Source organism: Vibrio thalassae (genome assembly GCF_900089835.1).
Taxonomy (GTDB): Bacteria; Pseudomonadota; Gammaproteobacteria; order Enterobacterales; family Vibrionaceae; genus Vibrio; species Vibrio thalassae.
Window position 1 is genome coordinate 64,223 of the sequence record NZ_OANU01000003.1, and the last position, 19,700, is coordinate 83,922.

Annotated in this window: 10 protein-coding genes; 6 read left to right on the plus strand and 4 right to left on the minus strand. The window is 45.9% G+C overall.

Annotation, left to right across the window (positions count from 1 at the left end):
- Positions 1 to 13: 13 nt before the first annotated feature.
- From hrpB to acnB, 4 genes are all read left to right on the plus strand, one after another.
- Complete coding sequence (gene hrpB / locus VTH8203_RS02590) at positions 14 to 2,479, plus strand: ATP-dependent helicase HrpB (RefSeq protein WP_096992236.1); 2,466 nt, start codon at positions 14 to 16, stop codon at positions 2,477 to 2,479.
- Positions 2,476 to 4,866, plus strand: a complete 2,391-nt coding sequence (gene mrcB, locus VTH8203_RS02595; RefSeq protein WP_096992237.1) for a penicillin-binding protein 1B — start codon at positions 2,476 to 2,478, stop codon at positions 4,864 to 4,866. The genes hrpB and mrcB overlap by 4 nt, the downstream gene beginning before the upstream one ends.
- A gap of 81 nt (positions 4,867 to 4,947) precedes the next feature.
- On the plus strand, positions 4,948 to 7,266 hold the full coding sequence (locus VTH8203_RS02600) for a patatin-like phospholipase family protein (protein ID WP_096992238.1): 2,319 nt from the start codon (positions 4,948 to 4,950) through the stop codon (positions 7,264 to 7,266).
- 302 nt (positions 7,267 to 7,568) lie between these two features.
- Positions 7,569 to 10,166 (plus strand): bifunctional aconitate hydratase 2/2-methylisocitrate dehydratase, encoded by a 2,598-nt coding sequence (gene acnB, locus VTH8203_RS02605; protein ID WP_096992239.1) that lies wholly within the window; start codon positions 7,569 to 7,571, stop codon positions 10,164 to 10,166.
- 99 nt (positions 10,167 to 10,265) lie between these two features.
- Here the strand turns inward: acnB and VTH8203_RS02610 are convergent, their stop codons facing one another.
- From VTH8203_RS02610 to hemL, 4 genes are all read right to left on the minus strand, one after another.
- Positions 10,266 to 13,652: a response regulator gene (locus tag VTH8203_RS02610; protein WP_096992240.1), complete on the minus strand. Its 3,387-nt coding sequence runs from the start codon at positions 13,650 to 13,652 to the stop codon at positions 10,266 to 10,268.
- Between the two features lie 233 nt (positions 13,653 to 13,885).
- Positions 13,886 to 14,908 carry a 16S rRNA (guanine(1207)-N(2))-methyltransferase RsmC gene (gene rsmC / locus VTH8203_RS02615; protein WP_096992241.1) on the minus strand — a complete coding sequence of 341 codons (1,023 nt, stop codon included), beginning with the start codon at positions 14,906 to 14,908 and terminating at the stop codon, positions 13,886 to 13,888.
- 66 nt (positions 14,909 to 14,974) lie between these two features.
- Positions 14,975 to 16,048 carry an AI-2E family transporter gene (locus VTH8203_RS02620; RefSeq protein WP_370739191.1) on the minus strand — a complete coding sequence of 358 codons (1,074 nt, stop codon included), beginning with the start codon at positions 16,046 to 16,048 and terminating at the stop codon, positions 14,975 to 14,977.
- A gap of 339 nt (positions 16,049 to 16,387) precedes the next feature.
- Entirely contained in the window at positions 16,388 to 17,680 is a 1,293-nt protein-coding gene (hemL, locus tag VTH8203_RS02625) for a glutamate-1-semialdehyde 2,1-aminomutase (RefSeq protein ID WP_096992319.1), read from the minus strand.
- 303 nt (positions 17,681 to 17,983) lie between these two features.
- On the opposite strand from hemL, the gene erpA reads away from it, so the two are divergent.
- Together erpA and VTH8203_RS02635 are read left to right on the plus strand one after the other, a co-directional pair.
- The gene (gene erpA / locus VTH8203_RS02630) at positions 17,984 to 18,325 is read left to right on the plus strand and encodes an iron-sulfur cluster insertion protein ErpA (RefSeq protein WP_006072684.1); all 342 of its coding nucleotides are present in this window, start codon (positions 17,984 to 17,986) and stop codon (positions 18,323 to 18,325) included.
- 252 nt (positions 18,326 to 18,577) lie between these two features.
- A complete protein-coding gene (locus VTH8203_RS02635; protein ID WP_096992243.1) occupies positions 18,578 to 19,693 on the plus strand; it encodes an efflux RND transporter periplasmic adaptor subunit in 1,116 nt (371 codons plus the stop codon).
- Positions 19,694 to 19,700: the final 7 nt, after the last annotated feature.

The following is a 19,700-nucleotide window of genomic DNA, read 5'->3' on the forward strand; positions in this document are numbered from 1 at the left end:
TAAGGTCAAAGCGTTGTCACAGCTCCCTATAGAACAAGTGTTGCCTTCAATATTTGAAGCGATTTCCTCATCGAATCAGATCATACTCAAGGCGGCGACTGGTGCCGGTAAGTCAACGTACTTTCCTGAAAAGCTGGTTGAAAGTGGACTGATAGACGGCAAAATTATCATGCTCGAACCGCGACGTATTGCGGCGAGGAATATAGCCATGTACGTCGCGTCGCAGCGTAATGAAGCGGTTGGTCAAACTGTAGGATACCGAGTACGTGGTGAGAGTAAGGTAAGCAAGGATACAAAGTTAGAAGTTGTGACAGAAGGCATCTTAACTCGTATGCTGCAAGACGACCCAGAGCTGACGGGCGTGGGGGCGATTATCTTTGATGAGTTCCATGAGCGTAGCCTACATGCCGATACCGCACTCGCTTTTTCTCTTGAAAGCCAAGAGGCGCTGCGAGATGACTTGAAGTTGATTGTGATGTCAGCAACGTTGGAAGCCAATGATCTTCAACGCGTATTGCCAGCAGCTAGGTATATTGAGTCCAGTGGACGCTCTTTCCCTGTGGATATTAATTATGTACCGATGAGCCGTAATGACAACCTTCCTATATTTATGGCAAAAAACATTGAAAGCTTGATGCTACGTGAGTCGGGTTCTTTGTTGGCCTTTTTACCAGGCGTTGGTGCTATCAAAAGAGTTGAAGAGCTTTTACTTGAGTCTGGTATTGAAGCACAAGTCTGTCCTTTGTATGGGCAATTGGATTTTAAAGCGCAGCAAAAGGCAATTCAGCCTGCTAAATCTGGAACGCGCAAAGTCGTTCTCGCCACCAACATTGCAGAAACCTCGTTAACCATCGAAGGTATTCGCCTTGTTATGGACTCTGGATTAGAGAACCAATCTTGGTTTGATTTAAAAACGGGGGTCTCAAGGCTTGAACAAACACGTATTGCACAATCATCAGCAATTCAGAGGGCAGGACGTGCTGGGCGAATAGAACCTGGACTTTGCGTGCGTCTATACAGTGAGACTCAGTTCAACTCACAACTTGAACAAAGTACGCCGGAAATTTTGCGCAGTGACCTATCAGCCTTGCAATTAGAGCTAACAAAGTGGGGCTGTTCTGATGCGATGGATTTGGCTTGGATTGACCCACCTAAACCAACGCATTTACAGCAAGCACAGTCACTGCTTCAAAAACTGCAGCTTATCGACGAGATGGGTAAGCAAACCACACTAGGTCATCAAGCTCATGAATTAGGCGTTGAACCTCGACTTGCTAGTATGCTGTTACAGGCTAAGCAATTGGGGGCTGAAACGTTGAATGCAGCAATCGCGGTGTGTTGTTTGATTGAAGAACCTGAACGCAACGAGTTGGATCTAACCCAATCAATGACGCGATGGCAGCAAGGCTTACATCCTCGTCGCAGTGCACTTTCTCAAAGAGCGACAGTCTTAGCCCAGCGCTTGTCGCATCGTTTCGTTTTAGGTGCGATCAACGAATCTTTACTCGGATTTGTCGCAGTGCTTGCATTCCCAGATAGAATAGCGGCAAGTCGCAATGTGACATCGGGGCACTACTTGTTAGCCAATGGGCATGGGGCGAGTATAGATAGCCAGCATACACTAGCGAAATCATCCTATCTGGCGGTCGTTGATTTGATGAAAACAGGTCAGAGTAGTAGCCAGATTTTTAAGGCGTTGCCACTAGATATTGAGAGGCTCGCCACAACAGCACCGCAATTAATTGACGAGGTATCGGTCGTGGATTGGGATGATCAGAAAGGCCGCTTGACTGCTAGTGAACAACGTAAAATAGGTGCGATTGTTGTACATCATAAAGAGATTCCTGTGCCAGCAAATGCCGATGTTGAAGCTGCGTTGCTGGGTTATGTTAAGCGTAAAGGTATTGCTGCGTTGGATTGGAACGTTAATGCCCAAGCGCTGTGTACCCGTGTGATGTGTGCTTTAGAGTGGTTGCCTGAAGAGGGGTGGCCGGATATGTCTGAGCAGGCATTGCTGAACGAGCTTGATACTTGGTTGTTGCCATTTATGGTCGGTATCAACAATGCCAAACAGCTAAAGAAGTTGGATGTAATGGAAGCACTCCAAGCCCGTCTAGGTTGGGATAAACAGCAACGACTCAATGAGTGGCTTCCGACGCATTTGTTAGTAGCCTCTGGTGGCAGGAAGGCAATTCATTACCAAGTGGGAGAAGCGCCAACTCTCTCGGTGAAGCTACAGGAAATGTTTGGAGAAAAGTCATCGCCCACTATTGCACAAGGTAAACAGGCCGTAGTGTTGGAGCTGCTTTCTCCGGCCCAGCGCCCCTTGCAGATAACCAGAGATTTAGCGGCGTTTTGGCAAGGCGCTTATAAAGAAGTTCAGAAAGAGATGAAAGGGCGTTACCCGAAACACCCTTGGCCTGATGACCCAATGAATCATCAGGCAACGAACAAAACAAAAAGACAATTGAATTCATGACAGTAACCAAAAAGCTGGCACCTAGTGGTAAAAAGCCAGCACCAAGAAAAACCACTACAAAGTCAGCGGCTAAGCCGAAAGCGAAAAGCACCAAGCCAAAACGTAAACCGAGCAACAAAAAAGGAACAGCAGGTTGGGGTAAACGCTTATTGTTCATCGGGTGGAAACTGGCATTGGTGGGCGCAGTCGCACTCGGTGCGGTGTTTTATTACCTTGACCAAGTTGTCAAAGAGCGCTTTGAAGGGAGTTTATTTGAATTGCCGACTGTGGTGTATGCGCGAGTGCTTAACTTGTCTGTTGGCGACGCGATTACCATTGCTCAGCTTCGCAATGAATTGGACGTCTTGAATTATCGCAAGGTTGCTCAGCCTCGTCATCCTGGTGAATACTCTTCGTCTTCCACCAAAATAGAATTAATTCGTCGTCCTTTTGAGTTTGCTGATGGGCCTGAGCCTGACCGTCATGTCATGCTGTACTTTAGTGATGGTACTTTGTCTCGGATTCAGTCCTTAGAAAAGAAAGGGGATTTGGGCTTTTTAAGAATTGAACCGAAAATGTTGGGAATGCTCGAGAAAAAAGCCGATGAGCAACGCTTGTTTTTAAGGCGCGATCAATTCCCGGAGATTATGATCGATGCCTTACTTGCAACCGAAGATCGTGACTTTTACCAACATGATGGCATCTCGCCAACCGCAATCGCTCGAGCATTTTTTGCCAACATTCGCGCTGGTCGCACGGTGCAAGGAGGCAGTACCTTAACGCAACAGTTGGCTAAAAACCTATTCTTAACTAGCGATAGAACACTGTGGCGAAAAGTGCGCGAAGTATTTATTGCTCTAATTCTTGATTATCGCTACAGCAAAGACCAAATTTTGGAAGCGTACCTGAATGAAGTCTACCTTGGTCAAAGCCGAGGGGAAGCCATTCATGGGTTCGGGCTGGCCGCTCGTTTGTACTTTGGTCAGCCACTGCAAGAGCTGAGAATCGATCAGCTTGCCTTGTTGGTCGGTATGGTGAAAGGACCCTCTTACTATAATCCGATTCGTCACCCAGAACGCGCCAAAGAGCGCAGAGATTTAGTGCTACGTCTCATGATGGATCAAAATATGTTAACTGGGCGCGAGTTTGAAGTGGCAGCATCTCGTGACCTAGACTTGCAGCGAAATCCGCAAATAGCCAGTCGTCAACCTGCTTATTTCCAGCAGCTGAATCGAGAACTAGACCGCAAGCTAGGGGATAAGCTGCGCGGCGACAAAGGTATTCGAATCTTTACCTCTCTCGATCCTGTATCTCAAGACAAGTTAGAAAAGGCCATCGCTCAACGCATTCCTCGATTAGAGAAAACGTCAGGAAAAGGCCTGGAGGCTGCCGCTGTTGCCGTGGACCGTAATACTGGTGAGATACGCGCGATGGTTGGTGGTAAGCGCACTGGCTATAGTGGCTTTAACCGTGCGTTGAACGCGAGTAGACCAATAGGCTCGTTGGTCAAACCCGCCGTCTACCTCACGGCACTAGAGCAGCCGCAACAATATGATTTGGCCTCGACACTTCAAGATACCCCACTAACCTTAAAAGGTAGTAAAGGTAATGTTTGGCAGCCACGAAACTACGATCGTCAATTCCGTGGTGACGTGCCGCTTTATCAAGCTCTGGCGAAATCTCTCAATGTGCCCACTGTGCGCTTAGGAATGTCTTTAGGCATTAAATCTGTGTCCGATACGTTAGTTCGCCTTGGCGTTGATGCTAGTGAAATTAGACCCGTTCCATCGATGTTTCTTGGGTCACTATCGTTAACGCCGTATCAAGTCGCGCAGATGTTCCAAACGATCACCAACTCAGGGCGTCAGGCGGATTTGTCGGCATTACGCTCTGTGGTGACAGTCGATGGTGAGGTGCTCTATCGTTCTTTACCAAAAGCACAGCAAAAAGTGCCGCAACAGGCTGCGTGGTTGACGACGTTCGCGATGAAGAAAGGGGTGGCAGAAGGAACGGGACGCTACCTTAATAGCCAGTTTGCTTGGGCGGCACTCGCAGGCAAAACCGGCACCAGTAATGACACTCGTGATAGTTGGTTTGTGGGTGTTGATGGCAGAGAGGTGACGACAATTTGGGTTGGGCGCGATGACAATAAGACCACAAAACTCACTGGCTCGAGTGGTGCACTAAGAGTGTATTCAGATTATTTGAGCGCTCGAATTCCTGAGAAGTTGACGTTACCGTGGCCGAAAGACATCAGCATGATTGGATTCTCAAAACAAAGTAGCGGAGCGCTTGAGTTTGATTGTGGTAGTCAGTTTGAGTTACCCGTTTGGGATGAAGGCGGAAAACTGAAAGCGTCCTGTGACAATCAACCCAAACAATGGATAAAAAACCTGTTTGACTGGTGATTTCAACTAAATGTAATTATGAAGAGAAATTGCTAATTAACTGATATATTGGATTTACCATAGTAAGAAGTGCTTTTAGGGATGAATGTGAAACGCCTAACTCAATGGCTAGTAGCCGTCGCTCTCCTTTCCAACAGTGGATTGGTGTTAGCAACTGACAATACCGAGAATAACGCAAAAGAGCTTGACCGCCCTAAAATCGGGTTGGTCTTAGCTGGCGGGGGAGCGAAGGGGGCGGCGCACATTGGTGTGTTAAAAGCGCTAGAAGAAATGCACATTCCCGTTGATATCATTACGGGTACTAGCATGGGGGCGTATGTTGGTGGCCTTTACGCCACGGGTATGAGCGCGGATGAGATTGAGAGTTTCATCTATACCGTGGATTGGAATAACGGCTATCGTGATCGTGTGAACCGTAGCCAACGCAGAGTTCGAGACAAAGAGTCGGAAGATCGCTATCAAATTCGAACGGATATTGGTTTACACTTTGGTTCGATTGAGGCACCAAAAGGTGTCGTGCAGGGTCAGAATATGTTGCGTATTTTGCGCAAAACGACCGGAAACCTGCCCGAATTTAAGTCATTCGATGATTTAGCCATCCCTTATCGTTCTGTCGCAACTGATATTTTAAAACTAGAGCCTGTCGTTCTGGATAAAGGCTATCTGGTGGACGCCATGATGGCGAGTATGTCTGTGCCCGGAGCGCTGCCACCTTATGAGCTAGATGGTTATCTTTTGGTGGACGGTGGCGTGACCAACAATATGCCCGTCGAGCTCGCCAAACAGATGGGAGCGGACATCATCATCGCGGTCGATATCAGCAGTGACTACAAAACCAGAGAAGATTTCAATAGCTTCTTTACCGTTGGGGAGCAGCTGTCCAATTACTTGGTGCGTCGCAGTACCGAAGAGCAAATGCAAGCTCTGGATAGCAATGACATCCTTGTGCATCCTGATGTAGGCAAGATAGCTACCACGGATTTTTCTGCTATGCCGAAGGCTTATGATTTAGGTTATCAAGCCGCTTATCGCAATGAGAAAAAGTTAAAAGCTCTCACTGTCAACAGTGCTAAATTTCAACACTATATTGACGTTAAACAAGCTGCGCGAAAGAAGCTAGTGTATGGCGATGAGAATGTTGTTGATAAAATTGTTGTTAACAATCAAAGCCATTACAGTGATGAGTTGATAAAAAGTCGTTTAGGACTAGAAGCGGGTGAGGTATTAGAAACGGACGAGATAGAACAACATATTGAAGAGCTTTATGCGCTGGATCGTTTTGAACTCATTACCTACCACTATGACGACAGTGATGGTGAGACCGAACTGGTCGTTAATGTAAAAGAGAAGTCTTGGGGTCCCAACTATATGGACTTTCGTTTCTATCTTGAAGAAGACTTTAATGCCAACAGTTTCTACTCAATTGGTGTCACAACGAACTTTACCGATTTAAATGATCGTGGTGCTGAGCTGAGGGTAAACGCGGACTTTGGCACAGATAAGCGTGTTGAAGGTGAGCTGTATTCGCCTTTTATGTTCAACCAAGACTTCTTCTTATTGGCAGGGCTTCGTTACAACAGTGATAAACGTAATGTGCTGTGTCAGATAAATGCCACGGAAGATGGCTGTGTCGATCCAGCGCTTGAGGGCAATGACGATTTTGTTCCGGTGACCTATCGTGAATGGGAAGGAGAATTTGCAGTCGGTTATCAGCCAACACTGTGGCAGGAGGTCAAAATTGGTGCTCGTTATACCACGGGTGAATCATTTGTATCGCCGTTGCCTTCTTCTGGAAAGTTCGACTTTGACCGCCGAGGATTCTTCGTCAACTATAAATTGGATACGCTGGATGATTACAGTTTGCCAACTAAAGGATGGTTGGTGAACTTGGAGTATTTACTCTCTAAGGACAGTGGCGACCAAAGTATCCACAATGATCCCTCAGACTTTTCTGATAATGCGTACGAAATTAACATTGCTACTAAATATGCAAAAACCTTCAATCGCAACACCTTTGTTGGCTCGTTCGATTATGAAATGATTGAGACAGAAAACGATTCCTTGCCCGTGAGTCCGAGAGAGCTTGGTGGCTTTCTGAATATGTCTGGTATCCCTCGTAATAGCTTGATTGGTCAAAACAAGCTCTATGGTAGCTTGGTGTATCGTTATCGTTGGTTCGATAACGACTTTGGTATGTTCCAGTCACCCGTTTATTTAGGCGCTAGCGCCGAATATGGTGGCGTTTGGGATGGTGACCGCTCGCTGTCTAATGCACCTCTGTATATGGCAGGATCCGTATTTGCTGGTATCGACTCTCCAGTTGGACCTATTATGCTGTCGTACGGTCAAGTAGAAACTGGGCTGAGATCGTTCTATTTGATTATTGGAGCCGCGTATTAAGCGTCGTTATCACTGCAAGTTATGTTGAACATAAATACTCTAAATGAAGGGTAGTATTGCAGCGACTTGCTGCAAATTTAGTCGCAAAATGCTTGTTTTTACTCAAACTTGCAATGTTGGTCAAAATGATAAGATTTTAATCTAACGTTAAATTTGCTATTCTTCGCCCCACAGTTTGGCCTCTCTGACACTGCTGATTCAGTTACTTGATGACGAGATAAGGCAAGGGAGAGCCAAGTTTCCAAGGATGTCCACTCCTAATTCTAATTATTAAGGAGGGACCGCAATGAGAGGAAAAAGTCGTGCTTGAAGCCTACCGTAAACACGTCGAAGAGCGTGCTGCCGAAGGAGTTGTACCAAGACCCCTAGACGCCGAACAAGTTGCTGGACTTGTTGAGCTGTTAAAGAACCCACCTCAGGGTGAAGAAGAGTTTATTCTAGACCTCCTCGAGAACCGTATTCCACCTGGTGTTGATGAAGCTGCTTATGTTAAAGCAGGTTTTCTGACGGCTGTCACTAAGGGCGAAGTCGAATCGCCACTAGTGAGTCGTGAAAAAGCAGCTGAACTCCTTGGCACCATGCAAGGTGGCTATAACATCGAATCACTGATTGCTTTGCTTGACGAGGCAGCGCTAGCGCCAATTGCCGTTAAAGCCTTGTCTCATACGCTACTGATGTTTGACGCTTTCTACGATGTAGAAGAGAAAGCAAAAGCAGGTAATGCCTACGCAAAACAAGTATTAACGTCTTGGGCTGAGGCCGAATGGTTCCTGTCTAAACCGGAACTACAAGAAAAAATTACGTTGACAGTATTCAAGGTGACGGGTGAAACCAACACGGATGACCTGTCGCCTGCACCTGATGCATGGTCTCGTCCAGATATTCCGGTACACGCGTTAGCGATGCTGAAAAACGTACGTGATGGTATTGAACCGGATCAACCAGGTTCAATCGGTCCAATCAAACAAATTGAAACACTAAAAGAAAAAGGTCATCAACTTGTTTATGTTGGTGACGTAGTAGGAACCGGTTCCTCTCGTAAATCCGCAACCAACTCCGTGTTGTGGTTTATGGGTGATGACATTCCAAACGTACCTAATAAGCGTGCTGGTGGTTATGTCTTAGGTGGCAAGATTGCACCCATCTTCTTTAACACAATGGAAGATGCAGGGGCGCTGCCAATTGAAGTGGATGTGACTAAGCTGAATATGGGTGACGTGATTGACGTATATCCATACCAAGGCAAAGTATGCAACCACGATTCAGGTGAAACCTTAGCAGAGTTTGCACTAAAAACAGACGTACTGATTGATGAAGTGCGTGCTGGTGGTCGTATTCCACTTATCATTGGCCGTGGTCTTACAGACCGTGCTCGCCAATCTCTAGGCCTTGAGCCGTCAGACGTTTTCCGCCGCCCTGTTGCCGTTGAAGAGTCAAATGCTGGCTTTACACTGGCTCAGAAAATGGTGGGTAAAGCGTGTGGTGTTGAAGGGGTTCGTCCGGGCACTTATTGTGAGCCTAAAATGACGACGGTGGGTTCGCAAGATACGACAGGCCCAATGACGCGTGATGAGCTAAAAGACTTAGCATGTCTTGGCTTCTCAGCAGACCTAGTCATGCAGTCATTCTGCCACACCTCAGCGTATCCAAAACCAGTAGATGTGAACACTCACCACACATTGCCTGATTTCATCATGAACCGTGCAGGTGTGTCACTGCGTCCAGGGGATGGTGTTATCCACTCTTGGTTAAACCGTATGCTTCTGCCTGATACTGTTGGTACAGGCGGTGACTCACATACTCGTTTCCCTCTAGGCATTTCTTTCCCAGCAGGTTCTGGTTTGGTCGCGTTTGCGGCGGCAACCGGAGTGATGCCTCTGGATATGCCAGAATCTATCCTTGTTCGCTTTAAAGGTGAAATGCAGCCAGGTATCACACTTCGTGACCTTGTTCATGCGATTCCTTACTATGCTATCCAGCAAGGTCTACTGACGGTTGAGAAAGCTGGTAAGATCAACGAGTTCTCTGGTCGTATCCTAGAGATTGAGGGCGTTGAACATCTCACTGTTGAGCAAGCATTCGAACTTTCTGATGCTTCGGCTGAGCGTAGTGCTGCAGGTTGTACCGTTAAACTGTCTCAAGAGTCCATCGAAGAGTATTTGAACTCAAACATCACTATGCTTAAGTGGATGATTTCAGAAGGCTATGGTGACCGTCGTACTATCGAACGTCGTATTGTTGCAATGCAAGAGTGGCTGGCGAGTCCTGAACTAATGCAAGCAGATAGCGATGCACAATACGCACATGTTATCGAGATTGACCTTGCAGACGTGACGCAGCCAATCCTTTGTGCACCAAATGACCCTGATGATGCTCGTCTACTTTCTGAGGTGCAAGGGACAGAAATCAACGAAGTCTTCATTGGTTCTTGTATGACTAACATTGGTCACTTCCGTGCAGCTGGTAAGTTGCTTGATAAGTACAATGGTCAACTAGATACTCGCCTATGGATTGCTCCGCCAACGAAAATGGATCGTGACCAGCTAACAGAAGAAGGCTACTACGGTATCTTTGGTCGTGCTGGGGTTCGTATCGAAACTCCGGGATGTTCTTTGTGTATGGGTAACCAAGCGCGTGTGGCTGACGAAGCGACAGTTATGTCTACGTCGACTCGTAACTTCCCGAACCGTCTTGGTACTGGTGCTAATGTATACCTAGCGTCAGCTGAACTTTCTTCAGTCGGTGCAATCCTAGGTAAGATTCCAACGAAAGAAGAATACCTAGAGTATATGAAGCAGATTGACCCAACAGCAGCAGATACATACCGCTATCTAAACTTCCACCGTATGGGGCAGTACACAGAAAAAGCAGACACAGTTATCTTTCAAGAGCCTGCTTAATGGTGAATTATAGAGCTTGCTAAGAGCTCTATGCTGAATAGCAAAACGGCCACTTTGAGTGGCCGTTTTTTATGCGCTGAGTTAGTGATGTTATCTAGGTTAATTGGTCAGCAACTTTTGCAGCTTGTCGCGTAGAGCAACAATATGATCACGCTCTGGGCCTAGGCGGTGACAATGGTCGAGTATATATTCTACGGAGCTCAGTACTGTACGCCAACGAGGGGTTTTGGGTAATGTTTCCAAGCGTAAGTACTTATCCAGTGTGCGAGTCTGTAAGGTGCTGCGGTCGAGATAAACACGCCATAAACCACTTTGTTCAGCAAAGGCAAATTTGCTTTGTCCGGTAACACTTTCCCAATACTCTAGAGAGTTGGTCATGGTATCGACTAGCAACTCACGCATCATTTCAGGACGCGATTTCTCTTCGTCGACGGCTTTATCCGCCAATTGAGTAAATTCGCCCCCAAGTTCCTTGAGTTCCAGCAGTTTCGCTTTGTCACCTTCAATGGCGTAGCGCGACAATGCATCGATAGCCGTTTCAAGATTCTTCACACGCGTTTGATCAAGGGATTGCCCTTGTTCGAAGATATAGATGCTCTTGAGTCCTGAGCCTTCAGGTAAGGTGAGAATGTCGGTGTTGATGTGCTGGCGTACATCATCGACAAAAATATCGATATCTCCGCAATAATGCTCCTGAGACAAATGGATAAATTTAGGGGCAATCAGATCTTCAACGTTGGAGCGTTTGAGCTGTTCAACACTGCGTTTAAACATACGTCCGGCACTTTGGTTAGCGAACTGTACCTTGAGGTCTTCTCGGATACACAGAATGGCTTCTGGTGCACTATCGAGTTGCTCGATTAAACGGCCTTGTGTTTCTAACAAGCTAGCTTCAACCAATGCACGCTGTTTGATTTCATACTTGAGAAGTTGATTTTCAGCGCGTCGTTCTTCGGCTTTACTGGCTTGAAGGTGAGCGGCGATACGTGCTGCTAACTCTGGCTTGCTAAACGGTTTGGCAAGATAGTCATTAGCACCGAGTTCAAAACCACGAACTCGGTCTTCCGATTGATTCAAAGCGGTGAGCATAATGATAGGTAGCGCGGCATGATCGTATTGTTCACGAATGGTTTCACACACTTCAAAGCCACTCATTCCAGGCATCATAATATCCAGCAGCAGTAAGTCCGGTTTTTCATGCTCAATGATATCCAATGTTTCTAAGCCATCTTTGGCTAGTTTCACTTGATAGCCTTCTAGCCTTAAAAAGCTCTCTAAGATACGTAAATTTACTGGCTCATCATCCGCGACAAGCAGTACTGGCCCATCAGGATTCTCAGGAAGCACTTCCTCTTCTTCTGGGTTGATCTCGGTCGGCTCGGCGATATGGAAATGACTATTTTGACCTAATTGCGACATATGCTCTATTTCTTCCTGTGTCGCTAAAGGAAGGGTAAAACTAAATGTCGTGCCAACATGAGGCTGACTACTGACATAAAGAGAGCCGCCCATCAACTCAATAAGCTGTCGACTTATCGACAAACCAAGCCCTGCCCCTTGACGGTAATGGCCGGAATCATGGCCTGCTTGAACCAGTGGCTCAAAGATATGTTCAAGCTGCTGGGCAGGAATCCCTTGGCCAGTATCGACAACTTGCACACGAATATGATCATCCATAGCGGTGGCTGACAATACGATCTTGCCTTCATTGGTGTATTTGATGGCATTACCAACAAGGTTATAAAGCACCTGTTCTAAGCGCTGTGGATCGGCTGAGACATAAGGCAATGGCTCGAGGACTTGGTTAATAATTCGGATTTTTTTGTCACCAAGTAGATGATGTGATAGCTCCAATACCAATTGCGTAGCGCTGGTTAAACTGATAGCGGAACGCTCAATATCTAAATTGCCATAACGCATTTTGTGATAGTCGAGAAGATCGTCCACTAACCCGGCAAGGCGCTGGCCACTGTTAACAATGATATCAAGCTGGTATTTATGATTGGCACCAATTGGCCCATTGGCACCAGAGATCATTGCCTCTGCAATTCCGATCATGCCGTGAAGAGGGGTGCGAAGTTCGTGAGAGGTAGTTGCAAGGAACTCATCTTTCAGCTTGTTGGCTAGCTGTAATTCTTCATTTTGCTTTTTAATGGTGATTAAATTTTGTTCTAGCTCTTGGTTCTGACTCTTAATAAGTTCGATTTTCTCTTTTATTGATCGTCTCATACGTTCAAAGCTCAACGCGAGTCGACCAATTTCATCTTTACGGTCAGCGCTAATAATCGAAGGTTCTAAGTCTCCGCCAGAGGCTCTTTCCGCGGCCCATGTCAGCTTGAGCAGTGGCGAAGTAATAAAGTTGGAAAGGTAATGTGAGGCGATGACAACGAGCACAATCGCGGTCAGCATGGCGATAAAAAACAGCTTTTCGAGTTGCCTTACACTCGCAAAAGCGATGGCTTCTGGTGTTTCAGCAACCAATGCCCAATTGGTGTCATTGAGTTGTATGGGCGTGTAGGCTGCAAAATAGTCTTCATCTTTAGCATTAGTGTAGCTACCCACCATAGTCAACCCTGACAAAGCCTGCGAGATAACGTCGTTACTGTTGTTTATGGTGTCTTGTTTGAGTCCAAGTATCTTTGGTTTATGGTCGCTTCCGACTAGCAGCAATTCAATATCATCAGGCTTGCCATCTGTGATGAGTTTAGTGATGCCTTTAATGGGGAGCCTGAACATGGCATAGCTGTGAAGGTAGCCTTGTTGGATGATAGGTGCGCCAAGCCAGGCGTATTGTTGATCATCCTGCAGGGCAAAATCGGAAATGACAACTGGGGTGTATTCTTCGTTTTCTTTGCGCTTGTGTGTGACCTCCGACTTTAAACGATCGAACGTTTCGCCAAGGATTTGAGTTGAAAATTCACCCGTTTCTAAGTTTGTGCCGTAATAACGATGTTTGTACACCGAGTAGGTGACGTTACCAGCCAGATCAACCAGGATGATATCGTCAAAATCTGAGCGTTTGAGATGCTCCATAAAAGCTCTATGGTAGCGCTTGTGAAGAAGACGATAGCGCTCACTTCCTACGTAGCTACTAGAGTCTGGTAGGATCGCGGTTTTTACTTGATTACCTGAACCTTGTATATAACGTTCTTGGGCATGCTGCCTCGCTTGTTCTATATCATTGCCAAGGCGTTGGAATGCATTCACCAGACCATAGAATCGCCCGCCACTGGCATAAGCAAGTTCTGATCTTACAAAACCCATGACTTCGGATTCTTGTGCTTGAAAGTAGTTGAGCAGCTGTTGCTTCTTGGTATCTCTAATTGAAACCAAATGAGAGGTGCTTTGATCTTTGAGATCTTGGCTATGAGCATTGAGAAAGAATAGAGCGATGACGGTCAAGGGCGTAATGCTAAGCACCAGAAAAGCCATCATCAAGGTGTTTTGTAGCCGCTTGAATTTTTGTTTTCGATACAACTTGAACATAGTTATCGCTTGGCTCTCAGTATGACGAATTAAGAAAGAGTTAACCCTATCAATCTAATAACTTTTTTTTCTTTGACAAGTAAGTTGGCGGTAAATCGTGTGGAGTAACACAAAAATAACGTTTGGAATAAATTTTTACTAATCGAAGATAGCGGGGAGAAGAGAGTAAATTAAATAATTTCAATCGGTTGGCGCTCTTGTCGGGAGCGCCAGCCAGTAATGCGGTTTGTCACTTATTTTGTTGCGTGATAGATGGCAAATTTGCGATTTTTATCAACAGTCTGGCAGTGACCAAATTGTTTCTCAATGATCGGAGGGTATTTGAGGAAACTATTGGCGACGATCATTAATTGTCCATCGTCAGTTAGGTAATTAAGCGCATCAGACAATAACGTTTCGGTGGCTGAGTAGCTAGTATCTAGGCCTGCATGAAATGGCGGATTACTGACAATAAAGTCTAATCCCGGTTCGACATCTGAGTAGACGTCTGACGCAAAGACTTGACCTTTAAGGTTGTTTGCCAGTAGCGTTTGTTTGCTGGATTCAATGGCAAAGGCATTGATATCACACATGTGGAGTTCAATGTTGCCATATTTAAGTCCCATGTAAGCACCGATTACACCAGCACCACAACCAAAGTCGAGCACTTTTCCTTTGAGTTCAGGAAGGTTATTTAGCAGTAACTGGCTGCCACCATCAAACTCACCATGACTGAACACACCTGGTAGACTTTTGACGGTAATAGGCAGTCCGTTAAGTTCTACTTGGTAGTGTTTAAACCAGCTGTCTAGCGCAAAGGATTCTGGTGCGGATTGGCACATTCCCCAATAAAATGAGCAACGTCGAGCGGAGTCGTATTTGTTGAGTGGTCCGTATGGCTTGAACATTTTTTCAATGCTTTTTACCCCAGAGCGGTTCTCTCCGACGACGGCAATTTCTGTGTCGTTACCAAGCTGCGCCAACGCCATTTCTAGCAGCATCTGCGCTTCAGCTTTGGCTTTTGGCCAGTACAGTAAAATCATATCCGCATCAATGTCACTTGGTAATGAAGCGCCAAACAAAGTGGTGATTTTGCTTGAGGAGCTTAACATGCGGTAAGTAATGTAATTACTGGTAAAGACCGTGACTTTGTCACAGTGCTTGCTAAGCTCGAACGGGAATTGATCTTCAATTTCGCCAATGACTAACACGCGTTTTTGTGCGAAGTATTCGAGTTGCCTTTCCGCGATTTGACTGGGTGCGATGTAGGTTGCCATGACGAGTTATCTCTGGAAGTAAAAAGGGAGGGGATTCTCTCACAAAGCCCTCCCTGAAAAAAGTAGCTAGCTGTTATCTTGTCCGTCTAAGAAGTCTTTAAATTCTTCTTCGTACATATTGAATAAGACCATAGTGATAGCGAAGATAAGCGGGCCGTATATCAAGCCAATTAAACCAAATAGATGAATCCCTCCAAGTAGAGAGAAGAAAATCATCAGGGTATTCATACCTGCGCTCCCTTGCATGAGTAGTGGGCGCAAGACGTTATCAATCGAGCCAACCACTGCAATGCTCCATGCGGCTAAGAATAAGCCCCAAGTGGTGTCACCGCTTATCAACAGATAAGCCGTGGCAGGAATCCAAATAAGCGCCGTTCCCACAACAGGAATGAAGGAAGCAAATCCCATCATCGTGCCCCAAAATAACCCAGGGAAGCCTGCCATCCACATACCGAAGCCACCAGCAGCACCTTGGGCAATGGCGGTTAAAAATGATCCCATGACCGCTGATTTGGATACTTTTTCAATCTCATTCAACAGACGATCTTCTTGGCTGCGAGAGAAGGGCAAAATATGACGGATCGCAGCGATGATTTTGTCGTGATCTCGTAATAGGAAGAATAAAACAAACAGCATCAAGAAAAAGTTCATGAGGAAATTCGTCGCATCACCAAGAATTTTAGCGCTGGTTGCCACTAGATTTGAACCTAATGAAGTGGCGAACTCAGCCGCTTTCTGAGCAATATTCTGAGCGTTAATAGCATCGAATGGGAGATAGTTATTGATAAACTTTAGGGCGGTTTTCACCCAAGGATGAGCAATGACTTCTTGGATACCACCACCAGTCACCCACTGATACAAGTTTTGCGAAAACACAGCTCCTTGCTGCATGATAGCGCTAAACACTAAAAGTAGCGGCATCACAATAATAAACGTCAGCACAATACACGACAGCAAAGCGACGATGTTTTTATGGTTTGGTAGTTTATTCTCGATCCATTCGTGAATGGGGAACATCAATAACGATAGGATGAACGCCATCACAATGGAGTTCATATAGGGTTCGACTAATAAAAAGCAAGCAAACGCTGCAAACAGTAGGGCGAAGATCAACACCCAGTGACTGGCAGTTACATTCATTTTATTTTTCACAACGTTTCCTCAAGCCTTCTCAGGGAAGGGGCAATGACTTTCTGACAAACGCCTACACACGAGGCATTCTTACTTAGTTATAGTGGTCATATAATGGACGCAAAATGTTGAACGATCAACGTTAATTGCTTTGCATTCACGGGTTATAAGGAGGGGATATGGGGTGCTGTAATGATGACAAGAAGTGTCCATCAAATAAGCGTAAAAAGCGTACTATTCCTTGGTTTTCTTTGACAATTGGGTTACTGATCATTCTTGCTATATTTCACTGGCAGGCATAAAAAAGGGCTGATTAATCAGCCCTTAAGCGTTAACGCTGAGTTGGTATTATGCTTCTTTAGCAATAATTGCGAAACAACAATCCGCCGCTTCAAGCGTCGCTTCAATTTCTTTAGAGCCGTGTGCTAACGAGGTGAAGCTCGCTTCAAATGCTGATGGTGCTAGGTAAACACCGTGGTCTAGCATTAAATGGAAGAAACGTTTGAAACGCTCAACATCGCACTTAGCGACATCTTCATAACAAGTAATGGTGTCTTGCTCGGTAAAGAAGAAACCAAACATCCCACCCACTTGGTTTACAACCAGAGGAATACCGTGTTTGTCAGCCAGTTGCTTAAAGCCGCTAGCTAGCTGCTTAGTTTTGTTGGTCAGACGCTTCTCATTACCTTCTTCTGACAGTAGCGTCAAACAAGCGTATCCCGCCGCCATAGCAATAGGGTTGCCCGAGAGCGTACCAGCTTGATAAACAGGACCTGTTGGTGCGATGTACTGCATGACTTCTTTACGACCACCAAAAGCACCGACAGGCATACCGCCACCGATGATTTTACCCAGTGTAGTTAGGTCTGGTTTGATGTTGTAATGTGCCTGTGCGCCGCCTTGAGCAACACGGAACCCCGTCATTACTTCATCAAAAATAAGTAGAGCACCTTCGTCATCACAGATCTGACGTAGACCTTCATGGAAGCCTTCAACTGGTGGAATACAGTTCATATTACCGGCGACTGGCTCAACGATAATACACGCGATTTCGCCTTTGTTGGCTTCAAATAATGCTTTAACAGAGTCTAAATCATTGAAACGTGCAGTCAGCGTGTACTTAGCAAAATCAGCAGGTACACCAGGAGAGCTTGGTTGACCGAGTGTCAAAGCACCTGAGCCCGCTTTCACTAATAGACTATCGGCATGACCGTGGTAGCAACCTTCGAATTTCAGAATCTTGTCACGACCCGTGTAGCCACGCGCTAGACGAATCGCACTCATGGTTGCTTCTGTACCAGAACTTACCATGCGCAGTTGTTCCATGGATGGCACCAACTTGCGGACTAATTCCGCCATGTTGATTTCCATTTCAGTTGGTGCACCGAAACTTAATCCACGTTGTGCTGCATCTATCACTGCATCACGAATTGCAGCGTGGTTGTGGCCTAGAATCATAGGACCCCATGAACCTACGTAATCAATGTACGCTTTACCATCAGCATCAAAAATCAATGGACCATCGGCACGTTCGATAAAAATAGGTGAACCACCTACGCCGTTGAAGGCACGAACCGGAGAATTAACACCGCCCGGGATGGTCTGTTGCGCTTTTTCATACAGCTCAGCTGATTTGGTCATGGAAAGTTCCTCTTTGCTTGTTCGGACCAAGTTGAGCAGCATTGTACATCTCCGCACAGATTCTAGTAGTGTTTTGAGCACATTTTCGTAAATTAGCGTTTGAATCTGCTGTAAAGCTAATTTGCTTTTGCGTAATACTTGAACGAAGCAGTCAGGTATTAGATAATCTGGTGCAATAACTTTAAAAATTATATGCAAGGTCTGGTGAGCAACTGGGCCGTCGTTTTTCATCGCAGGGGATATCTGCCCATCATTAGGTTGTGGTAGGGTGTTATTTGCGATTGAGTAGCAAGAGAGGTTCCCGTGAGTGATGTAGCTATTCCTTTAGATTTTTCAGATGCCGCGGCGACGCGTGTACAGACCCTAATTGCAGAAGAAGAAAATCCACAGCTCAAGCTTCGTGTTTATATCACTGGTGGCGGTTGTAGTGGTTTCCAATATGGTTTCACCTTTGATGAGAATGTAAACGAAGGTGACACGACTATTGAGAAATGCGGTGTGACTTTAGTGGTTGACCCAATGAGCCTGCAATATTTGGTTGGCGGTGTGGTTGATTACACTGAAGGACTCGAAGGTTCTCGTTTCTTCGTCAATAACCCGAATGCAACCACTACGTGTGGTTGTGGCGCATCCTTCAGCGTATAGTGTTTAAAAAGGCGAGCCATGAGTTCGCCTTTTTTAGATCCAGTTTTGAACACAGTCAAAAATGACCTTCCCAAAGTAGATTAGGAGAGAGGTTTAGTTGTCTATTTTTTAGGCTGAGTAAAGTAGTCTAGTTATTGCATTAAACAGAGGATGTCGTTTAATGCTTGATTGTTAATAAATTTTTAGACCTAGTTGCCTGAGAGCAACGTATCTAACCGTTAGCGTCAAAAACACAATTATAAGGAAATGATTATGCCAATCAGTCAATCTGGCAGCTTTTTTTCGAAACGTCCTTGGCTTATTTCTTTGCTCTGTATCGTCATACTTAGTGTTTGGTTAGGCTTAGGCGTGTTAAAAGCTGAAGAAACCCAGCCCTCTGCACCGTCCGACACTGCTGCGCCTTTAGCTCGCGTGGTGTTTCAAACGTTCCATGCTCAACAAGTTGAGAAGAAAATCGACCTTTATGGCCGAACCGCACCCGATCGCACAGCGAAACTCGGGGCTGAAATCGCCGGTAAGATCATTAAGCTGAATGTGCGAAAAGGCGACTCTGTTAAAGCGGGTCAGTCTATTGCTCAGATTGATCTTGGGGATTTACAGATCCGCTTAGAGCGGGCTCAAGCAATGCTGAATGTGAGACAGCAGGAATTCAATGCATCCAAATCCCTCAAGAGTAAAGGGCTTCAAGGTGAAGTAGCTTACTCAACCGCTGCCGCCAACTTAACCGAAGCAAAAGCGATGGTGAGCGCTGCGAAATTGGCATTGCGCAACACATCAGTCAAAGCGCCGTTTAGCGGCATTGTTGACCATTTATACATTGAGTTGGGTGACTTTGTCTCGGTTGGTGATCCAGTAGCAACGCTGATTGATCTTGATACCTTGATCATCGAAGCGGACGTCAGTGAAAGACACATTCAGCAATTGGTGACCAGCCAGCCATCACAAATCCGCTTTATAAGCGGTGATGAAGTAACAGGGAAATTGCGCTACATCTCAAGAGTCTCTTCAGAGTCGACGAATACTTTTCCGATAGAAATTGAAGTGCCGAATCCTAACCAGCGAATTCCCGCTGGAGTTAGTGCTGAGGTTGAACTGGCGTTAGATGAGCAGTTGGCGATCAAGATTACCCCCGCAATGCTGGCGCTAGATGAAAGTGGCAATTTAGGCGTGAAAACGCTTCAGGAAAATCGCGTCGCCTTCATACCTATTAAACTTGTTAAAGCCGAGCAAGACGGCGTTTGGTTGACCGGATTAGGTGAGCAAGTGGACATTATTGTACTGGGACAAGGTTTTGTTCGTGATGGCGACAACGTGGAAGCTATCAGCGTTGAACAAGCCAATCAAATCGCTCAGCAGCAAGATCAATGAGGAGCCA